This is a genomic window from Pedobacter sp. KBS0701, from assembly GCF_005938645.2.
Lineage (GTDB): Bacteria > Bacteroidota > Bacteroidia > Sphingobacteriales > Sphingobacteriaceae > Pedobacter.
The window spans coordinates 374,036-389,406 of the sequence record NZ_CP042171.1 but is presented as its reverse complement, the minus strand read 5'-3'; the positions used below and the strand labels follow the sequence as shown (position 1 = coordinate 389,406).

Here is a 15,371-nt window from a genome sequence, read left to right as displayed (position 1 = left end):
AGTCTTTTTCATGTTACAGCGTTAGTTTAAGACCGATATTAAAGAACTTGTTCTGTGGATATTGTAGGCCGTTATCGTCTGCAATTTCCGGATCCACGCCATAATCGCTCAGGTTATCGATAGAAAAGAGGTTATATCCGTTTACATATACCCTGGCATTCTGGATCTTGATTTTCTCAGCCCATCTTTTGGGTATGGTATAACCAATCTCAAGCGTACGGGCACGCAGATACCTTACATTGTGTAGCCAAAAAGTGGAGTTTTTATTATAATTGCTGTGTCCGCCATCATTGAAGCGTAATGCAGGGTATTTCCCAGGGATCCATGCGCTGTTCAGGTCGTATGGGTTAGTACGGTGCCAGCTGTCATCAGCAAAACTCTGCAACAAAGCACCTGTATTCTGAAATGCCCAGCGCTGTTCCCAGTTCTGGTTCCAGGAGTACATCGCACCGCCAGAAAAATCGGCTGTAAAATCAAAGCTTTTGTAAGAACCACCAATGGTAAAACCAAAGCCGATGTTTGGCTGTCCTGTTGTGGTATATCCGATCGGTCTTTGATCCAGGTCGTTGATCACACCGTCACCGTTTTGATCCTTATAAATTAAATCGCCCGGCAATAAAGAGCGGTTTCCCTGCCCATCGATGTTTACTTTGTAGTTATTGATCTCGTCAATATTCTGGAACTGTCCGGTTACCTCATAGCCCCAAAAAATATCTGTATAACGCTGGTTATAGCTATTTCTGTAATTGTCCCACGAGTTGCCGTAACGCGGTTTATACTGATCTAAAAACTTTCTTCGGCTAATGGAAATGTTTCCTCCTACATTGTAGTTGAATTCTCCGATCTTATCCCTGTAATTTAAGGCGAATTCGGCTCCGAACTGAGCGTCACTTTCCAGGTTTTCTGCTGCCAGTGGGTATCCCAGTTCAATTGGCACCACCACATCATTTTTAACCTGCTTTAAACCAGTACGTTTTCTGTAGAAATAATCTGCAGTTCCGCTAAGTTTACTGTTAAACAATGAAAAATCTAAACCGATATCTGTTATTTTGCTTTTCAGCCAGCTCAGGTTATTGATGATCGGTCCTTTATCCCTTGAAGTGGTAATATTCTTCCCATCCAGAATCACAGTGCCTTGGTTATAACGGTACCCCGGGATGTAAGCGAAAGGGTCAATACCCAGATCATCATCTCCAAGTACACCGTAGGAAGCACGGAGTTTCAAATCATTTAAGACCGTGCTTTCACCTAAAAGCGATTTCATAAATTTCTCCTGAGTAATTCTCCAACCAATGGATGCAGAAGGGAAATAACCTACACGCCTATCTGGTGCAAACTTCCATGAGGCATCTCTACGGCCAGAAAGTTCCAGGTAATATTTGTTATCATAGTTATAATTTATCCTTGCAACGTAACCAATACGGGCTTCTTCTTCCTGGATATCGGCGAAATCCTGTCCATCCATATCTGCAAACTGCAAAACAGGCAGAATATTGGTCTGTGGTACGGCATGCTGGAAAGTATAGGTTCTAAAACGGTCTAAACGCTCTGCTACCAAGACACCACCAACGGTATGTTTACCAAAAGTGCGGTTGTAGTTGGCCTGTAACTGGTAGGTATTGGTGTAAATCTTTTCGTTTCTACGTTCCCTGTATGGGTTAGAACTTCCTACTTTTTCTTCGTAAACACCGGTTTCAGGATGATAAGTATACACGTTGTAGGTATACTCATGACCGTTGATTACATTATCGGCGATGTAATAAGAGTATAAACCTTTTATCTCCAAACCTTTAATAGGCGTATCATAACTTGCTGATAAATTGGTCTGTAAAACCCTCCAGTCAGATTTCCAGTAACCGGTTAAGGCCTTGCTCTGTACGGCAAACTGTTCAGTATTGTGTCCGATATCGTTCGGATAATTTGGATTGCCATTGGCATAAGCCTGTTCAGTCGGCCTGTTTCTCAAAAGTGCAAAACGGGCAGCCCAGTAATCATCTCCGCCCGGTACCCCTGGCTGATCGCGGCTTTCGATACGGCCGTTGATCAACATCCCAACTTTAAAACGGTCGGTTATTTTAGCTTCAATATTGCTCTGAATATTGGTCCTGTTGAAATCGAACTCACGTGCCGTTCCATACACCCCTTTCTGATCCAGGTGCGTACCCGAAAAGTAATAATTTACCTTGTCGCTACCACCGGAAGCACTTAAATTAATTGAAGATTGTGGCGCATTGGGCGCGATGATGATATCTCTCCAGTTCTGGCTCTGATAGCCATATTCTGTTCCTGCTTTCCATTTTTCAAGTTCTGCCGGAGTAATATCTGTTTTGCCATTCTGGTTTAGTTCTGCAGTAGCTTTTCCTAACATCCATTGGTAAGCATCAGTCGTTTCAGGGAAACGTACCCAGTTCTGCCATCCGGTATAAGCATCAACACTAAAAGTATTACGCGTACTGTTTTTACCTCTTTTGGTCGTTACCAAAACTACCCCATTAGCGGCCCTGCTACCATAAATAGCGGCCGAAGCGTCTTTAAGTACGCTAATCGTTTCAATATCATTGGGCGAAATATTATTAAACTGCCCTGCATCCTGCTGGATACCATCAATTACGTACAATGGATTACCCATGTTACGGATCTGGATGTTGGCACTCGATCCCGGTCTACCGTCAGGCATCCTGAACGAAACGCCGGGCAGTTTGCCAGCAAGGCCCGTACTTACAGTTGAACCGCCATGTACTTTTTCGAGGTCTTTGCTGCTGATGGAGGAAATGGCACCGGTAATGGCTTCTTTTTTCTGTGTGTTGTAACCCACTACCACCACTTCGCTAAGATCGTTGTTGGAAGGTTTAAGTTTAACATTAACCTGAAAACGTCCTGCCAGGGCGACTTCCTGATTAACATAACCTACATAAATAAAAATCAGGGTTGCATTTTTATCGGCCACCTGGATTTTAAATTTTCCGTCAGCATCAGTGGTTGCCCCCGTGCTGGTTCCCTTGATTTTAATGCTGGCACCTACAACTGTTTCGCCCTTCTCGTCAATAACGGTACCAGTAACGGTACTTTGTTCCTGTGCAATGAGCTGAAATGAAAGTAAGAGTAAGGTGATTGAGGTAAAAATAACAGAGAGAATTTTGCTTTTCAAAAACATCTTTTGAAGCAAGTACCAATCCGTACGTACAAAGCCGCCATAGGAGAATAAACTTCTTTTCATATTTGGTTAGTGATTTGGTTAAATACTAGAAGTAAATGGTTTTAGTTCAATTTAATTCTTGTCAAAGATTCGGTTTTTAGCATTAGCACGGAATACGTATTTGTATCAATCTTTCTCCATTTTGTCTCGATTTGTGTTTAAGGAGTCTGTTAGCCACGGAGGCTCAGAAACACGGAAAATGCCGCTTAATGCGTCATCCTGAGTTCAGCTCAGGATCTTTATAGTGACAGTTTTCTGGAAATGATGGGGCTGGCACATTTCGGTTAGGGAATCCCTGCTATCCCTCCTAGTCCTCACTCATGCTTCGCTCCGGGCTATCCGTTTTATCAGGTTTATTTAACACAGGTCGGTAGTCCTAATTTAGGTCAGACCTCGCAGGTTTAATTCGGCGCTGTATATTTATTTTAATGCCCTCATTGAGGGCTGCGCCGTTTAAAAACCTGCGAGGTTTATAAAACAGTGGGTTTTGCGTTAGGGATTGTAAGGGTTCAGTACCGATCCTTCATCGGTACCGGAGAGAAGCGCAGCCCTGAAAAAGCCCGACCTTTGCGCAGCTTAGGTAACGCCCATATCAGTTTGCAGTTGACAGTTGGCGTTGGCAGTTTCAGGTCTATAAAACTGAGTTTCGATCTTTAAGGCTTTCACAAATAAAAATCGAAAGGTTTCGTTAAGAAACATTATACAAAATAATTTATTTCATTGTTCGTGAACAGTTTTTATATAGATTTGAATAATCTATATAACACCTCTTAGATGAAAAAGTCTTTATTTACATCCTTGTTGATATTGTGGACAATTATTGGCTTTGCACAAAAAACCAGCATTACTGTAAGCATTGCAAATTCGAAAGCAGAAGAATTTTCGTTGCTGGATACCAAGCAAATTTTTCAAGCCGAATTCCCCGAACCCAAGGAGATGGTGGTAAACTTGAATAAGAAAAAATTAGCCAGTTTAAACCTTGAGCTAAAAAGAGCAGGTTTTTTCGGTCTCCGGTGTATGGGCAGGACCGACAGGGAATATTTATTTTATAACTTATATATTGAACCTGGAAACCAGTTAAACATAAAAATAGATTTTAAGCGGCCAGATTTCGGAATCACCGTTATTGGAAAAGGTGCCGAAAATAACCAACCATCAATTGCACTAATCAAAAAAACATTTAGTGTTCAAGAGTTTTATGGCGATACTACGCCTACTCGGGTAATTAGCGCCATCAAAAAAGAAGAAATTAGACTGCAGCAAAATTTCGATAATTATGTTAAAAAGTATAAGCCGACCAAAAAATTTATTGCAGACTGGCGATTAAACCAAAGGTATTTCGCAGCGGAAACCTATTTTTCATTTAAAGAGAATAATAAATTCAAAATTCAGGGTAGCCATAGCAGTACCATGTTAAGCTGGGAAAAAATCCAGGATAGTCTCATCAATGAAAAATCAATCAATAATGAACTGGCTGTTTATACCCCGAATTACCTGAGCCTGATCCAAGAATTTTTATTGCGCAAAAAAGAAAAACTATGGATGATGGCGTCCGATGAACCTGAAAACTTTTTTCGCGAATGGTACAATATGGATCAGAAAGAGGGTATGATTGCCTATTCTGATGATGCCACTAACCTTCTTGAGGAAAAAATAATCAATAAATACTTTTCAGGACAATCGGCAGAAATACTCTACATTACATTGTTTAATGACGCAATCGATGAATCCTATTATAAAAATGTCCCACAGATTTTCGACCGTTTTAAATCCCACTTCCCAAAAAGCAAATATATTAACTGGATTAAACCTTATGTTGAGGCTTATTTGATAAGAGAACAGAAGCCTTTGAATGACAAAATGATCATTGAGAAAAACAATGGATCAGACCTGAATACCTTCGAAGAGGTTTTAGCCATCCATAAAGGCAAAACAATGTTACTGGATATGTGGGGAACCTGGTGCGGCCCATGCAGATCTGAACTCGAAACCAACGGACAGGCCATAAAATACCATTTTAAAGATAAAGGTGTTGATTACCTGTACATTGCCAACCATGATCAAAATAATGAAAGTGACTGGAAAAAACTTATCCCTTATTTTAATATGGAGGGCTTTCATATCCTTGCAAATCTAAAATTAACGAAAGATATTATGCAAAAAGTGAAGGGCAATGGTTTCCCAACTTATGTAATCATTAAAAAGGATGGAACCTATGAGCTATCAAAAGCAGGTTACCCCATGAACAGAGAAATCCTGATTAAACAACTGGAAGAAGCATTAGCGCATTAAACCGATCTGTCTCCATCTTTCTACGTATCGGCTCAAATTCAATTTAGCCTGAAAGCAAAGCATTTCTTTAATATATTTGAAGCTACTGACCAATATATCTTGAAAAAACTCATCATCCTTGTATGTCTGTTACTTTCGGCCAGCCTGCTTTTGGCCCAGCCTTACTATTTCAGGCATTACCAGGTAGAAAACGGGCTTTCTAATAATACGGCCTTTTGCAGTGTGCAAGATGGAAATGGCTTTATGTGGTTTGGCACTAAAGATGGGCTGAACCGGTTTGATGGTTATTCTTTTAAAACCTATCGCCACGATACCGAAAAAGCTGGCAGTTTGGGCAACGATCTGATTTCTGCACTTCACCATGATCACGAACAAACACTTTGGGTTGGTACAAATAACGGTGTGTATCAATACAATCCAAAAAAAGAAAGCTTCGCCATTATTGCAGCAACTAAAGGGATGCGGATTACAGATCTGGCAAGCGATCTGCGTGGAAATTTATGGATTTTATCTTCATTTAAGATATATTTATATCAAAAGCGTACCAGGAAAATACAGGTTTTTGGCCATAATGCACGGTTCGATGCCTCACTGGTAACCATTTTAAAAGATGGCAGTGTATGGATCAGTACCGGAAAGGGAACATTAGAAAAATACAATCCCAAAACGAATAGTTTTCAGCAGTTTAATATTAATGGAAAAAATGCCAAAACCGAATATGGCTGGGTATCCAGAATTGCAGAAACTGAAGATGGAAATTTATTGGTCGGCACGACCAATCAGGGTGTTAAACTTTTCAACCCTGTTACCTTAACATCAAAAAATATACTCAAATTAAACGACGACCAAACGCCAATTTTTGTTCGGGACATTAAAAAAACAGGCCCGCATGAGTTTTGGATTGCTACAGAATCGGGCATTTACATCTATAATGATAAAAGTGGAGCAATTATCCACCTTAAAAAACAATATAATAACGATTATTCTTTAAGCGATAATGCCGTTTATAGCATTTGCCTCGATCGCGAAGGAGGGGTTTGGACCGGCACCTACTTTGGAGGAGTAAATTACTATTCGAGCCATACTTCGCTGTTCACTAAATACTTTCCGCAAAAAGGTACAAATTCCATCAGCGGAAGCGATGTGAGGGAAATTACAAAGGATCAGGATGGTAATTTATGGATTGGTACTGAAGATGCCGGACTGAACAAACTCGACGTAAAAACAGGGGTGTTTAAACACTTTTTACCCGACGGAAAACCCGGAAGCATTGCCTATTCCAATATCCACGGTTTATTGGTTGACGGAGACAAGCTCTGGATTGGCACTTTTGAACATGGATTGGATGTTTTAGACCTGAAAACAGAAAAGGTGATTAAACATTACCAGGCAGGTGTTGGAAATGCCTTACGTACCAATTTTATTGTTACTTTTTGTAAAACGCGGTCGGGTGAAATTTTAGTTGGAACCATTAATGGGATTTATCTTTATAACCGCAAAAGAGATGATTTTGAACCTATTGCAGGCCTCCCTTTTATCTTTTACGATTCGGTTATGGAAGACAGTAAAGGTAATATCTGGGCGGGCAGCTTTAACGACGGTATATTTAAGTTTAATTTATCCAGACCAGGCCATGTGAATTATCGAAATAACCCAACCGATGCGAAAAGTTTAAGCCATAACAGCGTAAACAGTATTTTTGAAGATAGTAAACAGCACATTTGGGTAACTACCGATGGTGGCGGACTTTGCAGGTTTGATCAAAAAATACATCAATTTAAGCGTTACGGAATAAAAAATGGTTTCCCCAGCAATTACCTGTTCCGCATCGAAGAGGATGCAGTGAATAAATTCTGGATTAGTAGTACCAGGGGTCTCATCCATTTTGATCCCGTTACGGGGTTAAGTAAGACCTATTCTAAAGCCAACGGATTGCTTACCGATCAGTTCAACTACAGTTCTGCCTATCAGGATGAAGAAGGCCGAACCTATTTTGGAAGCGTAAAAGGGCTGATAAGCTTTAATCCGGCCAATTTAAAGGCAACAAACTATGAGCCCCCGGTATTTTTAACCGGGTTTCAGATCAACAGTTTGGAAATAGGTTTAAATGGGAAAGATTCTGTTGCTAATACATCGATTGTTTATGCCGATACCATCGAACTTAACCATAACCAATCATCTTTTAGTATCGATTTTGCTGCATTAAGTTATTTATCTCCTGAAATGACGGAGTATGCCTACAAAATGACAGGGCTTTATAAAAACTGGGAGTATTTAAAAACCAACAGGAAGGTTTATTTTACCAAACTTGCCCCGGGCAATTACATTTTTGAAGTGAAAGCTTTGGTTGAAGGAAGCAGCATCTGGAGCACCAAAAATGTTAAACTTCTGATCAAAATAAGTCCTCCTTTTTACCTCAGCCCCCTGGCATATCTGCTTTATTTGATCGCTATAAGCGGAATAATTTTCTCCCTGGTGCGAAGGTACCATCGAAAAATTGCATTAAAGAACAGCAGGCGGATGGAAGTTTTTGAACATGAAAAACAAAAAGAAGTTTATCAGGCGAAGATCGAATTTTTCACCAACGTCGCCCATGAGATCAGGACACCGCTCACCTTGATTATCGGACCGATGGAAAAACTGATTAAACAGGCCGATGCCGTACCCGCAATAGAAAAGAATTTACGCATTATGGGTCGAAATACGGATAGGTTGCTCAAATTAACCAACCAATTATTGGATTTCAGAAAAACCGAAACCAGCGAATTTTCATTAAACTTTGTAAAAGCCGATATTTCTGAAATCTTAAAAGATATATTTTTGCAGTTCCAACCTGCCGCAGAACAGCAGGATATTAGCTACAATCTTCATTTACCTGAAAAAAAAATCCATGCCTATATTGATGTGGAAGCTTTTTACAAAATCATCAGCAATTTGGTAGACAATGCCCTAAAATATGGGAAAGCTAGTGTACAAATTCACTTATCATTACAGGATTACGATAAGTTTGTGGTGATGGTTAAAAACGATGGGAATAGAATCTCTAAAGAGATTAAGGATAAGATATTTGAACCTTTTTTTAGGGGTAAGGAAACCGAAATAAAGGCGGGAACGGGAATAGGTTTATCGATTTCGAAATCACTTGCGCAACTGCATCGCGGTGAACTTTATTTAGATTTTAATGATGGTGATTTTAATATATTTGTATTAGAACTGCCTATCCACCAACTTATAGAATTTAACCTGAACGGAAAATGGAAGAAATTATAGGCACGTTGATCATAAAAGATACTGAAGATATGGACAGATCTGTTGTGTTATTGGTTGATGACAATGAAGATATTCTTGATTTCATTTCGGATGATCTGGATGAAAAATATCATGTACTACAGGCCAGGAATGGGATTGAAGCTTTGGAAATCTTACAGCGTGAAATCGTTCAGCTCATTATCAGCGATGTGATGATGCCTGAGATGGACGGCTTTGAATTTTGTGCAAAAGTAAAATCGACCCTGGAGCTCAGCCATATCCCAGTGATACTGCTTACCGCAAAAAATTCATTACAATCTAAAATTGAAGGTTTAGAGCTTGGCGCCGACGCCTATGTTGAAAAGCCCTTTTCGCCCGAGTTTTTGCAGGTGCAGATTTCCAGTCTGCTTAAAAACAGAAACAAGATCAAAGAATATTTCTCCAATTCTCCCCTCCTCCACCTGAAAAGTATTGCCTATTCTAAAGCAGATGAGCTATTTTTGGAAAAATTACAGGACACCATTAACAAAAACATCAGCAATCAGGATCTGGATGTAGAGCACCTTGCAGAAAAGATGAACATGAGCCGGCCAACCTTATACCGGAAAATTAAATCTATTTCTAACCTCAGCCCCAATGAACTGATTAATTTAGCGAGGTTAAAAAAAGCTGCTGAACTTTTAAACGAAGGGCTATTGAAAATTTACGAAATTTCAGAATTGGTGGGTTATAGCTCCCAATCGCATTTCGGGCGGAATTTTGCCAAACAGTTTGGCATGTCGCCTACTGATTATTTGAACAGCAGGATAACAGAAAAGAAGAAGGGGTAATTTTAAAGGTTTAAAAGCGCGAAGAATCTTAATTGAGGAGGCTTTTTCAGCCGACGAAGCAATCTTAATGCACACGCTAGCAGCGATCGTTGTAAGACTGCTTCGTACCTTATAATGACGTCTATGTAAAAAACTGATATTCATTGTTATTTTTTTTGACTATATAAGACATTTAAGGACCATATAAGCTTACGTTTTCTTATATGGTGTAAAAGCCTAAAGGATTATTTAATGAATTAGATGTTCTTAGGTGTCTAAGGTGGTTCATTAAACAGCGTAGTCTTTAATTTTTACGACCACCTTAGACATCTTAGCTCAATGAGTTTTGCAGGACGCAAAATATTAAACCCAATACGTTAGAAAGCGCATATAGGACGTCATTCCTATTTTTTTCTGGCCACTGAACTGATGGTTACTCCCAATGACGATCTTTCTTTTCGCGCATCAATTCCTTCTATTTTCCATCTCAAAATCAAACATTTAGCCAGCCATTGTTATTATCCTTTATTATGCGTAAATTGTATTAACCAAAATATATAAGTCATGAATATGCTTAAGAAAATCGAAAACTGGGGCGATCACCACCACCCAAAATGGTTAGACTATTTTAGAATTTTATTAGGCCTCGTTTTAATCTGGAAGGGCATTGATTTTTACATCAATATGCAGACCTTTAGCAATTTAATGAGAGGTGCTTTCTTAGGTACAGCAATAAGCATCAGCTTACTGGCACATTTCATTATCGTATTACACCTAATTGGTGGTTTAGCCATTACCCTGGGCACCTATACGCGTACATTCTGCCTGATTAATTTACCAATACTGATCGGGGCAGTATTCTTTATCAATATTTCGGGAGGCATTTTTAAACCCTACTCAGAATTTTGGTTTTCAGTTTCCGTATTGGTTGGATTAATCTGTTTTGCTATCGAAGGAAATGGAATTTTATCTGTCGAACACGAGAAAATCTTGCCAAAACAGGCCGCTTAATTCAAAATACAAACACAAAATCCCGGTATAAACAGCTTAAATTAGCTGTATATTGATGCTTTTTGATTTTTTTATACCCGCTAACTAAATGATTAGCAAGACTTAAAATATTAATTAAAATATTTGATCAGAAATCGTTTGCAGATTTGCTTCAAATTCCTACTTTTGCAGCGGAGAGCTGGCAGAGTGGTCGAATGCGGCAGTCTTGAAAACTGTTGACTGTAACAGGTCCGGGGGTTCGAATCCCTCGCTCTCCGCCTGAAAAAACTAAAGCCTGAAATCGCATGATTTCAGGCTTTTTTCATTTAAACATCTTGTCCTAAATTCGAATACTGAACATATTCTTTTAAACTAAATGAATCAATTACTCTTGTCATTAACCTCAAATCTACCCGTTTTTAGGTGCAGTACAATTTTGAACACGATAATTTCTTCATCATGCGCATCTGTTTTGCCCGTGCCATGCGATGGCTGCTCTGATGGTGTATTTGTTAAGGGCATCATCCGGTGGATAATTCCCTGCAAAACATTTTGTTTTTCTGAAGTATCGGTGATTTCTTCAAATTTGCCCCAGCACACCACACTTTTCCAGTTGAAGGTGTCACGGATTTGGTCAATCTGGAAGCAAACCTGTGGGTTGCTTTTCATCATCCTGATTTTTTGTCCGGGAGCAGAATGGGCATAAACCGTACCGTTGCGGTACACGTAATTAATGGGCACAATGTAACTAACTCCATGGGCGTGGCAGCCTAAACGACCTATATATTGCTCTTTAAGGAGCTTTTCAACTTCCTCTTCTTCTAGTTTTCCTAACATTTTTCAAAAATTAATGTTGAATATTTATTACTAAGCTGTTCCCGAAATATCTAAAACAACCCTTCCCTCAATCTCTCCCATTTTCATTTGTTCAAATACTTCGTTAATGTCTTCCAGTTTTGCAGACTTAATCTGCGCCTTCACCTTGCCATCTACGGCGAATTCGATAGCCTCCTGCATGTCTTTTCTCGTACCTACAATAGAACCCCTGATGGTTATCCTGTTCAACACGGTATCAAATATGGGAAGGTCGAAACTACCAGGAGGTAATCCATTTAGCGATAAAGTGCCTCTTCTGCGCAATGCGGAAAGCCCCTGACTAAAAGCGATAGGCGATACTGCAGTTACCAATACACCGTGCATTCCCCCGGTTTGTTTTTTAAGAAATTCGCCAGGATCCTGTTCAAGCGCATTGACCACAATGTCGGCACCCAGTTTTCTGGCCATTTCCAATTTATCGTTAGAAACATCAATTGCAGCAACCTGAAAACCCATGGCCTTTGCATATTGAACCCCTAGATGGCCTAATCCGCCAATACCCGATATGGCAACCCATTCGCCTGCTTTTACCTCGGTTTCTTTTAAACCTTTGTAAACGGTAACCCCGGCACAGATAATTGGTGCCATTTCTGCAAAATTTACGTGTGAAGGAAAATGTGCAACATACCTGGAATCTGCAATTACATATTCTGCAAAACCGCCATCAACGCTATAACCACCATTTTGCTGTTCATAGCATAACGTCTCCCAGCCTGTTAAACAAAATTCGCAACATCCACAGGCACTGTACAACCATGGAACGCCAACTACATCGCTTTCTTTAACACTTTTAACATCATGCCCCATGGCGGCTACCAAACCGATGGCTTCGTGACCAGGCACCAATGGCATTTTTGATTTTACCGGCCAGTCTCCATTACAGGCGTGCAGGTCGGTATGGCATACTCCACATGAAATTACTTTCACCAGGATCTCGTATGGGTTGAGCGGTCTGACCTTAAGTTCTTCTATGGCCAGAGGTCCTCCATATTGATGGATAACAGCGGCTTTCATTGTTTTAGGATACATTTTTTTTGTTTAGGGATAGATTGTACAATTAAGTTTTATGCAATGATCGCCTGGCTTTACATCGGAATGCGATGTTCAGGCGGCAAAACCAGAAGCGGGATCTGAATATGATCAGATATGTTCAGTGTATAGCTGCCATTAAACAAGCGATAAAAAAATCCGTGTTTCCGGTGTACCATTGCCAGCATATCGATCTGACCATTTTCTACGATCCAGTCAAGGCCATCCTTAATCCGCTCACTGTTTACGTGCCTGTGGTAGATATTTCTATAGTTGACCCTATCGGCAACCCGGTTTAAAAAACCTTCCATTGTTTCTTTGTAAACTACCTCATCTGATCTTGAATTACCTGTATGCATAATGAGTATATCAGCATTAAAAGGTTTTGCAAACTCGGCAAGCGCACATAAAACAGGGATATCACTATGGCTAAAATCGGTGGCGAAAGCAATTTTTTTAGGCCTCCTGAACGGGTAGCCTGTGGGGATCAATAAAAGCGGTATTTCGCGCTCAATCATTTTTCTGACATTACTTCCAATCAAAATTTTGGAGAACTTGCCTGCACTGTTTAATCCCATTACCACAAGGTTCATTTTACATTCGGTAAAATATTTATAAACCTCATCATCCACTTCTCCGCGAACAGATCTCGCATATAATTCTGGCTTAAGGCTATAGTCATGATAGGCTGCTTCATATTTCTTTTCGACCTTATGAAGCAATTTCTCCAATGCTGTTTTAGCATCATCTTCCATCTGGCTATACGCTTCATAAGGCCATACCATTGATGCTGCAGCGGGAGACACCACAGGATCCTGAAAAACATGGAATAGTTCTATCCTTGCCCCAATGTTGTAGGCCAGATCAGTTGCATAATTAGCTGCGTTCTCTGCTGCTGGAGAGAAATCAACAGGTACCAGGATCTTTTTCATATTGCGCTCTGTTTATTAAGCATAAAGTTTATAAAAAACCCATGTTAAAAATGTGAGCAGCATCAGCTATTTAAATGATTTTCAACTAAATGTAGCGAGGAATAGTGATTACCAACACTCGCTTTTAATAAAAAAAGCATTTATTACAATGAAAGATATAGTTGGATCGTCATTTCCTTTGCCTGATCAAAAGGACTACAGATGTTTTAGTTTTTTAATTTGAACGATTAATGAGTTTAAAGAAAGTACAAGTCAGGCCCTGCCGGGGCTAAGTAATAAGACTTACAATCCTCAGTTGTTAAGTATTTATTTGTAGCCGACATACAACATTGGGTTGACGAACTTGTCATAGTAAGTAGTGCTATCAAAGTATTCCGCCAGAGTACATAAACGTACAATAAAATCAATTAAATGAAAAAATCTATTTTAATTCTAAGCTCAATGTTTTTAACATTCTCAATCATTACATCTTGTAAGAAGGAGATTACTAAAGATGATCTGATGTCAAAATCAGCTAATGTATCTTCCAAAAGCTCTACAAAAATTTCTAAGAAAGATTATGAATTGCTCAAATCTAATCCTGAAAACAATAAACTATTTGATAGTTTATTGCAAGCTAACAAATTAAAAATCCCTAAAATTGCCAGTACTTCATCGGTAGCCAATGCAGATGATGACTCCGGATTTTATGATGATAGTGATGACGATGTTTATTATCTTTTCGATAATCCAGGTAATATTATTTTTGCAAACGAATGGTATGGAGCGAGATATGATGTGACTGCAGACTTTTATTTTGTTAAACGGAAAAATAGACTTACCGTAAAAATACCCCTTAGCTGGGGTCCAAATGTGAGCCATCTTGACCCAACGGTGAGTGGTCCTGTTACAGCCTAATTAAGCGGCCCAGCGGTAGGTGAAATGGAAAGACCTGCTTAGCCTTACGCAAATGTCTTTGCTATATATTCAGAGATCCGGGGCAATGCTGCAGGTGATATTTTGTAAAAAAGAACTATAATCAGAACAACAGATGGCAAAACCTTAGTTAAAGGCGGCTTAAAGTCTGAACTTTATGAAGCAGGCACCGAAATATCACTTGGTATTTCTGTAGAGTGGGCACGTAATCAAATCTCTTTATATCGTTTTGACCTTACTTTTAACATAGATTATTGGCAGAATAACAATGCTGCTGATCCAAGAACCCGTTTAAACGGTAGAGCCACATGTACAGGTCTTCAATCCAATTAAAATGATAAAACATATCTTATCAACATTCGTTCTTTTTGTGATTTGGCAGGGAACATATGGACAGGTTTCGGCACCATATCTCTCTATGAGTTTGGAAGCTAAGGACAATAGAGCCTATTGGCAGCCTATGCATAAAATGCCGGCTGGCAATTTCACTTTGGAATGGTTAAAGTCTGGTGACATTCTTGTTTCATACAATAGAAATGAGGCTCCAACCAAGTACTTAAAGGAAACCAATTTTAGCTCCAAAGATCTACAAAAACTTGATAAAAAGATTTCGGGTTTTAGCTTAAAAGGAATTTATCTGGATCCTGAACAGCCACCGGAATTTTATTATGTAATCTATTTTAATCCGAAAATGAAAAACTCTATTTTACTTGAATTGCATGCCGTACTTGGGCATGTTGTCTCTGCCACTTATTATTCAGATAAAAAGATAAATCCATTTCAGAACAGGATTTACAGCACTCTTAAATAAACAACACTCTGGCGCAGTATAATTATTGGGAATGTCACTAAAAATGTTTGTTTCCTGCTTTTGGTGATTTATTGTGTATTTCAGTGAATGTGGCTGTTCCTTAATTTGATAGTAGGCCCAGCGTCTACCAATAGGCTTATTGTTAAAACCGAAGCAGGATCGCATATTAACACGTTGAGAATTATGGAAAGCAGTGAGGATAAACTTATACTCATAAGCGGTTCGCGAACAGGTGCTCTCAATGATCCACAATTCCTTAAATATACCCTTTT

10 protein-coding genes and 1 tRNA gene are annotated in these 15,371 nt (G+C 39.4%); 7 read left to right on the top strand and 4 right to left on the bottom strand.

From position 1 onward, the window contains the following. Positions 1-13: 13 nt before the first annotated feature. Positions 14-3,217 carry a TonB-dependent receptor gene (locus FFJ24_RS01375; protein ID WP_138820455.1) on the bottom strand — a complete coding sequence of 1,068 codons (3,204 nt, stop codon included), beginning with the start codon at positions 3,215-3,217 and terminating at the stop codon, positions 14-16. Between the two features lie 753 nt (positions 3,218-3,970). On the opposite strand from FFJ24_RS01375, the gene FFJ24_RS01370 reads away from it, so the two are divergent. The 5 genes from FFJ24_RS01370 to FFJ24_RS01350 all read left to right on the top strand — a co-directional run bounded on the left by FFJ24_RS01370 (position 3,971) and on the right by FFJ24_RS01350 (position 10,814). Beyond that, positions 3,971-5,488, top strand: coding sequence for a TlpA disulfide reductase family protein (locus FFJ24_RS01370; RefSeq protein WP_138820454.1), 1,518 nt, complete (start codon positions 3,971-3,973; stop codon positions 5,486-5,488). Positions 5,489-5,587: 99 nt separating this feature from the next. Continuing rightward, on the top strand, positions 5,588-8,758 hold the full coding sequence (locus FFJ24_RS01365) for a two-component regulator propeller domain-containing protein (RefSeq protein WP_138820453.1): 3,171 nt from the start codon (positions 5,588-5,590) through the stop codon (positions 8,756-8,758). Continuing rightward, positions 8,743-9,567: a response regulator gene (locus FFJ24_RS01360; RefSeq protein WP_138820452.1), complete on the top strand. Its 825-nt coding sequence runs from the start codon at positions 8,743-8,745 to the stop codon at positions 9,565-9,567. The genes FFJ24_RS01365 and FFJ24_RS01360 overlap by 16 nt, the downstream gene beginning before the upstream one ends. A 549-nt stretch (positions 9,568-10,116) precedes the next feature. After that, on the top strand, positions 10,117-10,557 hold the full coding sequence (locus FFJ24_RS01355) for a DoxX family protein (protein WP_246862714.1): 441 nt from the start codon (positions 10,117-10,119) through the stop codon (positions 10,555-10,557). A gap of 172 nt (positions 10,558-10,729) precedes the next feature. Then, positions 10,730-10,814, top strand: a tRNA-Ser gene (locus tag FFJ24_RS01350). Between the two features lie 103 nt (positions 10,815-10,917). Here the strand turns inward: FFJ24_RS01350 and FFJ24_RS01345 are convergent. Genes FFJ24_RS01345 through FFJ24_RS01335 form a run of 3 tightly spaced genes read right to left on the bottom strand, consistent with a single transcriptional unit; the run spans position 10,918 to position 13,373 of the window. Continuing rightward, entirely contained in the window at positions 10,918-11,373 is a 456-nt protein-coding gene (locus tag FFJ24_RS01345; protein ID WP_138820450.1) for a pyridoxamine 5'-phosphate oxidase family protein, read from the bottom strand. A gap of 30 nt (positions 11,374-11,403) precedes the next feature. Beyond that, the gene (adhP, locus tag FFJ24_RS01340) at positions 11,404-12,441 is read right to left on the bottom strand and encodes an alcohol dehydrogenase AdhP (protein ID WP_138820449.1); all 1,038 of its coding nucleotides are present in this window, start codon (positions 12,439-12,441) and stop codon (positions 11,404-11,406) included. 56 nt (positions 12,442-12,497) lie between these two features. Then, the gene (locus FFJ24_RS01335; protein WP_138820448.1) at positions 12,498-13,373 is read right to left on the bottom strand and encodes a universal stress protein; all 876 of its coding nucleotides are present in this window, start codon (positions 13,371-13,373) and stop codon (positions 12,498-12,500) included. A 411-nt stretch (positions 13,374-13,784) separates the two neighbouring features. On the opposite strand from FFJ24_RS01335, the gene FFJ24_RS01330 reads away from it, so the two are divergent. Beyond that, positions 13,785-14,270: a hypothetical protein gene (locus FFJ24_RS01330; protein WP_138820447.1), complete on the top strand. Its 486-nt coding sequence runs from the start codon at positions 13,785-13,787 to the stop codon at positions 14,268-14,270. Positions 14,271-14,622: 352 nt separating this feature from the next. Continuing rightward, the gene (locus tag FFJ24_RS01325; protein ID WP_138820446.1) at positions 14,623-15,099 is read left to right on the top strand and encodes a hypothetical protein; all 477 of its coding nucleotides are present in this window, start codon (positions 14,623-14,625) and stop codon (positions 15,097-15,099) included. Positions 15,100-15,371 lie beyond the last annotated feature (272 nt).